This window comes from Wolbachia endosymbiont (group A) of Conops quadrifasciatus (assembly GCF_964027015.1).
Lineage (GTDB): Bacteria > Pseudomonadota > Alphaproteobacteria > Rickettsiales > Anaplasmataceae > Wolbachia.
On the sequence record NZ_OZ034722.1, the window covers coordinates 908,248 to 920,248 of the forward strand.

Consider the following 12,001-nt stretch of genomic DNA (forward strand, 5'->3'; position numbering starts at 1 on the left):
ATGTCGTTGCAGTTGTTATTTGAGTGCCTTTCAGAAGAAATACCACCGAGAATGCAGAATGTAGCTGCAACTCAAGTTAAGAGCTGTATTGCCAATGTTTTTAACAAAAATAATGTAAAATTTAGATCAATGGAGGTTTTTGTAACGGCACGTCGCATTACCCTATTTGTTGACAACATAAATGCTTTGGAGCTGAAGGATTCCAATAACGAAGTTAAGGGACCAAACATTAACGCACCAAAAAGTGCTATCGAAGGTTTTTTAAGAAAATATCAGAAAAATGAAGAAGATTTGCTCGTTCGAAAAGTAAATAATGAGGATTTTTACTTCATTAAAAGAGAAAGCTGCTCATTTAACATCAGAGAATTCCTCAAAAATCAACTGGAGGAAATGCTCAAAAACTTTTCTTGGTTGAAGAGCATGAGATGGGGCGAAGGAAAAGAAAGGTGGGTTAGGCCAATTAAAAACATTTTATGCATTTTAAATGACGAAATAATACCTGTGTCTTTTGCAGGGATCACAGCATCTAACACAACATATGGCCATCGATTTCTCTCAAGTGATGCGACGTTAACTATTAAAGCACCTAAAGACTATTTTGAATTGCTAGAAAAAAACAGCGTAATTCTCCAGCTGGACAAAAGAAAGCAATTTATACTAGATCAGATTAATAAATTCACAAAAGAGCAGAATTTACAACTTGAGAAAAATGATTATTTATTAAATGAATTGACAGGGCTTATAGAGTGGCCAATCGTACTGTTTGGTGAAGTGAATCAAGAAAAGTCATTTGGATTACCGAAGGAAGTAATTCTTAGTATAATTAATACGCAGCAAAAATACCTTGCTTTAAGTAATGGAAAGAGAATTTCACACTTTGTCACTGTTGTCAACGTCAACAATGGTGAAGTTGTTAAAGGACACGAAAGAATATTAGAAGCACGTCTTGCTGATGCACAATTTTTGATATCTCAGGACAAAAAGGAAGATCTGGATCATTATGTCAAAAAATTGGGTTCGATATTATTTCATGCTTTTCTTGGCAGCGTGGGGGAAAAGGTGAAGCGTATTACGGCTCTGTCAAAGTATATAGCTATATTTATTCCACATGCTTCGCTGATAAAAGTTGAACGTGCTGCATATTTGGCAAAAGCTGATTTGGCAACATCGATAGTAAGAGAGTTTCCAGAATTACAAGGAGTAATGGGTGGATATTATGCTTCTTATTTTCAAGAAGATAGAGAAATAGTGGAAGCTATAACTGAACACTATAAGCCAATCGGGCCAGAGCAGGAGTGTCCTAAATCCCCTTCAGCAATTGCTGTGTCAATTGCAGACAAAGTGGATAGCTTAGTTGGTTTAATTGCAGCAGGTGAGAAAATCTCTGGTTCGTATGATCAGTTTGGTTTGCGGAGAATGACAATTGGTATAATTAGAATAATACTTGAAAATAATTTGCATATTCCAATTAGGCTATTGATAGATAAGTCAGTATCTTTATATTCAAGGCTTCTATTTAATGAAAATACAACGTCAGCTGATAAGCCAAATAGAAAACAAATTTCAGAACTAGTATTTAGATTCTGCTTAGAAAGATTCAAGGTTATTTTAAAAAATAGAGATATAAGGCAAGATGTCGTAGATTCAATACTATATAAAATCGATATTAATGATCTGCTGACAGCAGAAAAGCAAACTGTTATATTGGATCGTTATCTTAGTACGCCAGAAGGTGAACAAATTCTAAGCACTTACAAAAGAGTTAGTAATATGATGAGCAAAGTAAGGAAAAGTGATGGCACTACTTATAGTGCATCTTACGGTAAGAGATTTTTGATTGAAAATGAAGAAATTGCGCTATCAAATTGTGCTATAACTGCTTGTAAAAACATAAAACAAGCGATAAAAAATAACCACTTTAATGCAGCGCTTGATAAGCTTACTTGCCTTACTCCATTTATCAATAAATTTATGGATAGTGTAAAGATCAACTGCAATTCTAATAAGCTAAGGAGAAATAGATTGTCTTTGCTTGCAAGTGTTGTTTCCATCTTTCATTTAGTAGCAGATTTTAACCTCATACAAGTCAAGTAATGGATAAATGTTCAAGCAATATAAAGAACAGATAAAATTATCTCCGCAGTCTTGTGGTGTGTATAAGATGATTGGAGATAAGGATAAAGTTTTATACATTGGTAAAGCAAAAAACTTGAAATCGAGATTATCTGACTACCTTAAATTCGAAAACCTTTCTGAACGAATTAGAGTTATGCTCTCACAGGTTGTTAAGGTTGAAATATTCATCACTGAGAATGAAATCGAAGCACTGCTTCTTGAAGCACAGTTAATAAAATCATTGAAACCACTTTATAATATTGTGCTCAGGGATGGAAAATTTTATCCTTATATAACAATTTCCAAGCACGATTATCCAAGAATAGCAAAATATAGAGGCAAATTTAAGAAGAATGAGTTTCATTATTATGGTCCCTTTACATCTGCCGCTGCTGTTAAGCAAACTATATTGTCATTGCAAAAAGCTTTTCTCCTAAGAGTATGTTCAGATCAATACTTTTCCTCAACAAAAAGACCATGTATTGAATATCAAATTAAGCGCTGCTCAGCACCATGCATAAACAAAATCACAAAAGACGACTACTGCCAATCAGTAAAACAGGCACGAAATACATTGCTTGGAGGAAATAAGGAAGTGAAAGAACAGTTACTTTTCACAATGAGAAAGTGCAGCAGTGAAGAAAACTATGAGCTTGCTGCTATATATAGAGATCGGGTAAAGTTTCTTGAGCAAATTCAAATACAGCACACGGATTTTTCTTTTGAAAAAGATGCAGATTTCTTCAGTATTGTACGTGAAGAGGATCTAGCATGTATTAGTGTGTTATCGTTCAGAAATAAAGACAACTACGGCAGCACTCCTTACTTTGCCGAGAACTGTGGTGATCACTCAAATGATGAAATTTTATCCACCTTTTTGGTCAATTTTTATAATTCAGCTAACATACCTCCAATACAAATTTACGTTCCAGATTCTATTGTGGATAAGGAAATTATAGAACAAACACTATATAAGGTTGCCCAAAAGCCAGTAAAAGTTCTGCATGCAAAGAATAAAAAAGAGCGTGATTTATTGAAATTTGTTTATGATAACTCTCAGCATAGCTTAGAGCAGAAGCTTATCGATTATAGAAATAACCTAGAAAAGCTTGAGGAGCTTAGCAAAACCTTCTTGTTACCAAACATTCCAAAGCGTATTGAGGTTTATGACAATAGCCATATATTTGGAAATCAACAAATTGGTGTAATGGTTGTTGCAGGGCAGGAGGGTTTTTTAAAAAGTGAGTACAGAAAATTTACTATAAAGGAAAAATTTTCAGGCGATGACTATAAAATGATGAGGGAAGTGCTAACCAGACGTTTCTCCGGCAATATAAAAGGCATAATACCTGATTTTTTACTGATTGATGGTGGACCAGGACATGTTTCCATAGTACAGAATGTACTGGAAGTATTGAATATAAACGTTCCTTTTGCTTGTATGGCAAAAGGTCCTGATCGTAACGCAGGAAATGAAACATTTTATATGCTGGGCAGGGAAGAATTCAGTCTGGCAAATGACAGCAAAGTCATGCTTTACTTACAATTGCTGCGTAATGAAGCCCACCGTTTTGCGATAACTTCACATAGAAAAAAACGCGATAAACAGTTTATAGTTTCACAATTAAGCAAAATACCCGGCATTGACAACAAAAGGAAAAAGGCGTTGATGTCTTATTTTGGTTCAGTGAAAAATATAAGCAAAGCTTCTCTGGCTGAAATTCAAAACGTACATGGAATTAGTAAAGGTTTAGCAGAAGTCATTCTTAAATACGTGAATTATAAGAGAGGAGTGCTCTTAACCTGACACATATGGCTTTTTGAATACTCCCAATGAACATATTTATAAATAAATATTTACTCTTCTTTTTTATTGTTTTTGGGTTTTTCTTGATCAACCATTTCTCCACCAATCTCTTTTATTTTTAGTATCAACGACTTTGGTACATACATGTCAATTACTTCTTCTGCTGTCACAAATAAAGCCTGATAAGAGTGTGAATTTATTATCCAATTAGGCAATATGTCTTCTGCTTTTATTTCAGAATGTTCCTCTTTTTTGCCATATTCTTTTTTGTCATATACTGTGTAGCAATATAAGTGCACAGCAAAAAATAATACATAAGAGAGCAATATTCCTTTAAGCACTCCGAGAAAGATTCCAGTAACTCTATCGATAAACCCCAACCTTATGGGTGATAATATGTACATTAGCCAGTTGTTTATTATCATGAATATAAGATTAAGTATAATAAATACAGAGATTGTAGAAAGTATGTTTAGTATAACTTTAGAATCAAAATATTTACTATAATTTGGAGTGAAAAAATCATAGTGATTAGCTGTCAGAAAAATTGATAAAAATAGAAACATTAGTGCGCATAGCTCTTTTATAAAACCTCTAGTTACCGAGATTATTACGCATAGAACAACAATGAAGATAATTAGGCTATCGAAAAGCATATTTTATATCTATATGGTTTTCAAGATATAATAGTTGTAAATAACAAGGTTGTAAAATTAATTGTATTTATGCTGCATCAATTGATCTAAATACCTAGCGATAATGTCAATTTCTAAATTCAGATAATCATTTATTTTGTTGTACTGAAAAGTTGTATTTTCCCATGTATAGGGAGTGATATTTACTGTAAATTCCTGATTAATAACTGAATTCACTGTGAGGGAAACCCCGTCTAGTGTAACGGAGCCTTTTTTTGCAACAAATTTAATTAATTCTTGTGGGCACGATAGTTTGATTTCATGAGAATCTAAATTTCGCTCAATTGTTAAAATTTTTACTATCCCATCAATATGACCCTGAACTAGGTGGCCATCGATCTTATCACTTAATCTCATTGCTTGTTCGAGATTTATTTTTTTGCCTATCTTCCACGTATTTAAGTTAGAAACCTTCATAGTTTCTTGAGACGTTTGAACTGTAAATATATCGCTCATTATATCAACAACAGTTAAACACACACCAGAGCAAGCTATTGAATCTCCTTTGTTTATAGAGGGTAAATTTTGTGTTTTGATATGGAAAATTTGATCAAAGTTGGAGTGAGTGGTAGTATCAGTTATAGTCCCGATATCCGTGATAATTCCTTTAAACATATGGTGAAAATAAGTAATTTTACCATGAAAAATTTTTTACAACAACTTATTTCTATTTTGTTATAGCTAAAGTAATTCTGGTTTACCAACGATTTAAAAAACGACAAATTCGTCATTCCGCTGCTTGTTAGTGGGATCTATGTGAGATACCGTGACGGTATGACGTAGGGCTGCTGTCATCCCGCTGCTTGTTAGCGGGATCTATCCGCGGCGGTATGACGTAGGAAAACTGAACCTGCACTAGCTATAGGCGCGAGAAAGGGGATTGTTTTCACTTACTTGCTTAACAGATTCTATAGAATATTTAGAATATATAAAGTAAGCTAAACTCAAAACACATAATGTAATCAATGTTGGTAACCCTATGTTCAATGCTAACCCAATATTTTCTCTTTTTTCTGGTGGCACTAATCCTTTTAACATTGACACTTTTCCTAATGGAAAATGCCATAAGCAAAGTGTTGATGCAGATGCTACTATTATAAATAGACAAAAATAAGCCTTTTTTGAGGAAAATACAGTTTTTAACGGTGATTTGAGTGTAATGTTAGTAGGTGGTAGAGTTTTAGCTTCATTTGTTGCTGGTGAAGGATCTTTAGATTTATTTATTGGTAAAGGGTTTGTAGATTTATGAGGAGTATTTTCATGTTGCGTAGGAGGTTGTTGTATATAAACACCTGAAACTAATTTGAGCAATTGCTCTTTTTAAAAAGAATGGAGACTGCAACTTTTTATATACTTGCTTATGTAAATACTCTTTTTGAAAAGAAGACTTGCCAGCTGGTTGTGGTATTTCTAATACTTCTGATATCTCATCTGACTCTAATATTTCATGTAATTGTTTATCTTGAAAATAAACAATATTGAATATTGAGTTAAAAACATTGCGAAATGTTTCTGGATCTTGATTTTTGTATCCATTCATCACTTCAATAAATATTTCATCGAGTTTTTTTCCCCTGCGCTCAATCTGGTTATCTAACATAGCTACTCTAGCATCATTTTGTGCTTGTTTTATGGCTAATTGTTTTTCTTTCTCTGATAGTTCTTTGGTCTGCTTCTTTGACTTCTTTTTTCTGTTAGCCTTAAAATACTCTGTGTGCGAAGTAGTTTGACCTACATTCTGTTCTGCTTCTTGAGGTATTGGATTTCCTATACTACTTGTCATCCAAGTAGCTGATACTGGGGTCCATTTTTCTTTTTTTTTCTGGATTCCAGCGTCAAGCGCTGGAATGACACCAAATGGTATATTGTTGCTCTGTATAGAAGGTTTTGGTGTTCTTAAAAGGGATAACCTTATTACATCATTAAAAAAATTGGATAAGGGAAGGAAGATTCTATATTTTGGTATATTAGCTTTTATTGCAGCAGTAACCACTGGAGCTCTACAATTTACTTTGCTTGCTACGTTAAAGCCAAACGAGCCTGTAAATGGTACAATTTATCTATTTTGTGCATTTTTTTGCTTAGTTTCACTCTGTTCTTGTCTGTCTTTATTTTCTGCTTCTTTTACTTGTAGTGTAACTTGACTCTGTTCCTCATTTTCAGTTTTTTCTGCATGTTTTAGCTTTTCATTTAAAAATGACCCTATTTGGTGCAAATTATCTAAGTTAATGTCTTTAACATTTGTTTGTAGTATTATTGTTATTCCTTGCAGAAGGATTTGAGGCAGAGCATTATTTACGAATTCTTCTACAGTTTTATCACTATTAGTTTTACAGTAGTTATTATATAATTCACTGCTTTCTTTTGGTACTTTTATGTTGACTGTAAAATTTTTTTTCCCGAGAAAGGCAGATTTTAAAAAAATCAATTAAAGATTTTATTTGAAATGGTCTTGTATTAAAGATGTCTTTACCTGTTGCTGTTAGCTCAAATGAAAATTCTTGTATATTACTTTCAATACTTCTCGAGCGAATGGTACTGATCTTAATTATTTTGCTAGAAAATGCTTTACTTATGTTTTTGGATCTTTCCTTAAAGAACTTAGGTAAATCCTCTATTTTGTACTTATTATCAGTTTCAGTGTCACTGTTGTGCATGGTTGATACAGCAAATTCATCAACGCAAAGGTAGATAAAAAAAACTAATTGGTCAATAAATTAATAATTAAAATGGGACAGTTTTTAGATTGTTGATGCTATTCAAGATTTTACTATAATTAAAGTTTAAGCCAGCGTTTCTAAGATGAATAAAGAGCTACTGAATGAAATACCTTCACTTGAAGATAAAGCGGTCTCTGAAATTGAGAATGCTTCTTCTTTACAAGATTTAGAAAAAGTCAGGCTATCATATTTGGGAAAAAAGGGTGTAATTAAAGCTTATTTTGACAACTTAAAAGAGATAGAAGACGCAGGAAAAAAGCGCAATTTAGGCGAAGTTATCAACGTTTTACGTAATAAGCTAGATCAGCTTATAATGAATAAGGAAAATATACTAAAAGCCGAAGAAGTTAACTTTAAATTGCAGAACGAGGTAGTTGATATCACGTTGCCTGCGAGGCCAGAAAAAATGGGCAAGGTCCATCCACTCAGTAAGGTTCTAAATGAAGTAAAGCTTATTTTTGCACATATGGGTTTTAAAGCAGTTGATGGCCCTGACATTGAAGATGAATTTCATGTATTTGATGCACTGAATACTCCAAGTCACCACCCTGCGCGGGAGGAGCAAGATACCTTCTACTTAAAGAATAAAATAAACGACAAAAGAATGGTGCTGCGCACTCATACCTCATCTGTGGAGATCAGAACTATGGAAAAAGCGAAAACTTTTCCGATTAAAATCGTATCTCCTGGTAGAGTATACAGAAACGACTTTGATGCAACTCACACCCCTATGTTCCATCAAATAGAGGGGTTATATGTCAATGAGAATGTCAATATGGGTCAGTTAAAATTTACTATTCATCACTTCCTTAATAAGTTTTTTGGAGATAAAGGGCTGAAGATACGTTTTCGTAATAGTTTTTTCCCTTTTACCGAGCCTTCTGCAGAAGTGGACATAAGTTATAAAGGTAGTAAATGGATAGAAGTACTGGGATGCGGTATGACGCATCCAAATGTATTTCAAAATGTTGGAATAGATCACACTAAATACAGCGGTTTTGCGTTTGGCATTGGTATAGAAAGGCTTGCAATGCTAAAATATCAAATTAGCGACTTAAGGAGCTTTTATGACAACAAAATCAGCTGGCTTGATCATTACGGTTTTCATTTTTCATCTTTAAGATAAGTGATAAGTAAAACTCATACGTTCGTTATACTTGCTGCAGGGCATGGCAGGCGGATGAATTCAGATTTGCCTAAGGTCCTACACAAAATAGGCAGTTTTTCCATGCTCCAGCATGTCGTTTACAATGCAAAACAGTTAAATCCTGAAAATATTGCTGTTGTAGTTGATCTGCCTTTAATTGAAAGACTAAAGTGCTTTAAGGATATACAGTTAATTACACAAGAATTAACACTTGGCACGGGAGATGCAGTTAAAACTGCGATGAGAAACCTGAAAGAATTGCCAGATTCGAGCATAATTATTGTGCAGTATGGAGATACCCCACTCATAAAAAGCAGCACAATAACTAAAATGGTTAGTTGCTTAGAAGGCAAGGCTCTAGTTTGCTTAGGTTTTAGGACAAGCAATAAAGAATACGGTAGGTTAATTATTGAGAATGGTTCCTTAAGAGAAATCGTAGAAGCAAAGAGTGATAAAAATAATCATGAAGAGTTTCTTGCAAATGCTGGAATAATGGTTGCATGTGCAAAGAATTTACGTAAATTGGTGGAGAAAATAGAGTGCAATAGCTCAACTCATGAATATTATTTGACCGATATAGTTTCCATTGCAGTGAAGAGTAATTTAAATGTCGGTTACGTTATTACCGGTGGAGAAGAGGCAACGGGAATAAATAACAGAAATGACCTTATAAAAGCTGAATTTTACTTTCAAGAAAACAAAAGAAAATTTTTTACCAACTCTGGAGTAACGCTTGTTGCTCCAGAGACTGTTTTCTTTTCTCTTGATACGCAAATTGCCAGAGATTCAGTTATTTACCCATATGTTTTTTTCGGTACTGGAGTGAAAATAGAGTCTGGTGCAAAAATACTGCCATTTTCGCATTTAAAAAACTGCTTAATTAAAAGTAATGCTGAGGTCGGTCCATTTACCAGAATATGCGGAAACACAACAATTGGTAATAAGGCAAAAATAGGAAATTTTGTGGAAGTGAAAACAAGTGAAGTTGGTCAAAACACTAGAATAAAACACTTAAGTTATATAGGAAATGCTAAAGTAGGGCAGAGGAGTAATATAGGAGCAGGCACTATTGTTTGTAATTATGATGGGAAAAAGAAACATAAAACGAACATAGGAAGCAATTGCTTTATTGGTGCCAATAGCTCACTCATTGCACCGCTTAATGTTCATGATGACTCTGTAATTGCGGCAGGTAGTGTTATAGTGGAAGATGTACCAGAAAAAAGCCTTGCAATAGCAAGAGAAAAGCAGGTGATTAAGAGAATAAAGTAATTCGCTGTAATTATATTATTTTTAATGCTTATATTTGTATATATGCGTATATCAATATTTGGAGGGTAAAAATGAAAAAATTACTTACCTTAGTAGCTATATTGCCTGCTGTTTCTTTGTCAGTACCATGTTTTGGAGTTGATTGGGTTAGAGATAGGATCTATACTTCTCCGTCATACAGTTCTGGCAATTTTAGTAATAGTATCGGTTATCACTACACAAACAGCGTAAAAATTTCAGTTGAGCCTATGATTTCAGTTGCAAATATTTTTAAATATAGACTGCAAGGAGGAATTTTAGCAAATTTACGTTATCATTACGAGTTTACAAACACGGATATCACTCCGTATGTCAATGTTGGTATAGATGCTGCTATCGATTTGAGTAAGTTAGAATTTGGTTTCTCATATAAAATAAGCTCTGGTCTGGACCTTCCGCTTTCTTCAAGGACAAGTGCTTTTGCTGGTTATAGTCTATTGAAAGCATTTGAAGATTATAATCATGGATTTGAGCTTGGAATAAATTATAACTTATAAAACCCCAGCTGAATAGCAACAGGTTGTACTTTTTTCAAATTGAAGCTGAATTTTGCTAGATAATTAATAAGCCATATTATGGAGTTTTAATTAGAGACCTGCCGCAAAAGCAAAGTGAGGGAGATTAAAAATGATCAAGTTTTGCTTCTGTTCAAAACAAGATTTTTTGAGAATTAATTATTGTCTGAGAAAAAGCAGATAACAAGGTGAAAAAAGATAAGACCTGCTGAGAATCAAGCAATAAAAAGAAGGAAAGGAGGGTGACTAAAATCAAGGTTAACTAAAAGGCGTGCTTAAGATTCACAATACCAGCAATAATATTGAACCTCAGGTTGTATTTTTTCTGAAAATTGCGGTAAATATGAGACATAATCTTAAATATCTTTATCTCACGGATCTTATTTTCTACTCTCATTCTAAATGATGCTAATCTTCTATTATGCTCTTTCTGCTCTGGAGTTAATGGCTTTTTACGATACTTTTTATATGGAATTATAACATTGCTTTGCAATTTTTGCCAACCTTGATATCCAGAATCGGCATATTTTATGCTATCGATTGGTAAATATTTTTCTTGTTTCCTTATGCGAAAATCATTAATTCTACCACGATATGAATTTGACACTGATAAAATTCTTCCACCTTCTTCGATAACAATCTCAGTTTTCATAGTGTTGGTTCTTTTTTTTCCTGAATATGATTTCTTCCGTTTTTTACTATCTTCTGGTCTCTGTATTTGCTGTTCTGTAACATCAGCCAGAATCTTCAGTATTTTTTCTGGTGTCATACTTCTATCTTTTGTTATAGTAACTTTTTTGGCAAGTAATGGCTCTATTTTCTTCAGTAACCTAAATACATTTGCGTTGTGCACATTGAACAGGCACCCTAAAAATCTATGTGTTATGTAAGTGCGATAGTACAAAATTACGCAAAATAACTTATCTTCTAGAGTTGGTAGTTGTGATCTTCTACCATGGCACTTTTTCTGTTTTTCAACTCTTTTCCACCCAGACCTAACTTTTTCCACTACCTTTTCGAACTCCTCTATAGTTAAACCTGTTATATTACGAAAGTTTCTTGGGTACTTCTTCATGTTATAGTAACTAAAGCTCATTTTTTTACCTTACTCAATCTGCTTATTCTTCTTCTACTTCTCTCACATTATTTTTTCAATCACCTTTTGCAGCAGGTCTATCTCTAATTTACTTTTTGCTTTTTTCATAGTAACTCCCTTATTATAATTTGTAATAGGGAAACGCTTCAGCTTGGAACGGTTAGATAATACAATCTCCTAACCGAGGTAGCCTAAAAAACTCCATCAATGATTTGACCGTTCCTCCCAAAACCATGCTAAACGACGGGCACTTATGGCACCAGTGAAAATTTCGGTTATAACTTCAGAGGCGCTTCCTATACAACTATACTTAAAAACTACTAAAAACTTAAATTGAGGAGTTTCTTCCTGGTTTGACAGATTTCTTCTGTTCAGTGCTATACGCTTAATAACCGCGATTCAGCTGCTTTTAAGCCGCAACTAATCTAAATTATAAACGTTAAGAAATTTACTGAGCGGAAAAAAAGGCAAAGAAACCCCAGGGTAGCTAGTATTCAAATTCTCCCTTGTCTATTTGACGTCTTTTACTGTCTTAAACGCTTTATAAGCGCGTTTCGGCTTGTATAGGTAGAAACCTAAAGTTTTATAAAGACAT

8 protein-coding genes and 1 pseudogene are annotated in these 12,001 nt (G+C 33.8%); 5 read left to right on the top strand and 4 right to left on the bottom strand.

Translation table 11 applies throughout. The annotated features are described in order from the left end of the window. Window positions 1-2,094 (top strand): glycine--tRNA ligase subunit beta, encoded by a 2,094-nt coding sequence (gene glyS / locus AAGD69_RS04740; RefSeq protein ID WP_341811829.1) that lies wholly within the window; start codon window positions 1-3, stop codon window positions 2,092-2,094. A 7-nt stretch (window positions 2,095-2,101) separates the two neighbouring features. Continuing rightward, window positions 2,102-3,922 carry an excinuclease ABC subunit UvrC gene (gene uvrC, locus AAGD69_RS04745; RefSeq protein WP_341811830.1) on the top strand — a complete coding sequence of 607 codons (1,821 nt, stop codon included), beginning with the start codon at window positions 2,102-2,104 and terminating at the stop codon, window positions 3,920-3,922. Between the two features lie 50 nt (window positions 3,923-3,972). On the opposite strand, the gene AAGD69_RS04750 is transcribed toward uvrC, so the two are convergent. From AAGD69_RS04750 to AAGD69_RS04760, 3 genes and pseudogenes are all read right to left on the bottom strand, one after another. After that, on the bottom strand, window positions 3,973-4,578 hold the full coding sequence (locus AAGD69_RS04750; RefSeq protein ID WP_341811831.1) for a CvpA family protein: 606 nt from the start codon (window positions 4,576-4,578) through the stop codon (window positions 3,973-3,975). A gap of 57 nt (window positions 4,579-4,635) precedes the next feature. Continuing rightward, a complete protein-coding gene (locus AAGD69_RS04755; RefSeq protein ID WP_341811832.1) occupies window positions 4,636-5,232 on the bottom strand; it encodes a riboflavin synthase in 597 nt (198 codons plus the stop codon). Window positions 5,233-5,472: 240 nt separating this feature from the next. Beyond that, window positions 5,473-7,274 (bottom strand): annotated as a pseudogene (locus AAGD69_RS04760) (hypothetical protein). Window positions 7,275-7,419: 145 nt separating this feature from the next. Between AAGD69_RS04760 and pheS the strand changes: the two are divergent. From pheS to AAGD69_RS04775, 3 genes are all read left to right on the top strand, one after another. After that, window positions 7,420-8,463: a phenylalanine--tRNA ligase subunit alpha gene (gene pheS, locus AAGD69_RS04765; protein WP_341811833.1), complete on the top strand. Its 1,044-nt coding sequence runs from the start codon at window positions 7,420-7,422 to the stop codon at window positions 8,461-8,463. A gap of 54 nt (window positions 8,464-8,517) precedes the next feature. Then, window positions 8,518-9,756 carry a bifunctional UDP-N-acetylglucosamine diphosphorylase/glucosamine-1-phosphate N-acetyltransferase GlmU gene (glmU, locus tag AAGD69_RS04770; RefSeq protein ID WP_410529875.1) on the top strand — a complete coding sequence of 413 codons (1,239 nt, stop codon included), beginning with the start codon at window positions 8,518-8,520 and terminating at the stop codon, window positions 9,754-9,756. Between the two features lie 71 nt (window positions 9,757-9,827). Beyond that, window positions 9,828-10,292: a hypothetical protein gene (locus tag AAGD69_RS04775; RefSeq protein WP_341811835.1), complete on the top strand. Its 465-nt coding sequence runs from the start codon at window positions 9,828-9,830 to the stop codon at window positions 10,290-10,292. A gap of 280 nt (window positions 10,293-10,572) precedes the next feature. Here AAGD69_RS04775 and AAGD69_RS04780 read toward each other — a convergent pair whose 3' ends face one another. Next, a complete protein-coding gene (locus AAGD69_RS04780; RefSeq protein WP_410529824.1) occupies window positions 10,573-11,385 on the bottom strand; it encodes a transposase family protein in 813 nt (270 codons plus the stop codon). Window positions 11,386-12,001 lie beyond the last annotated feature (616 nt).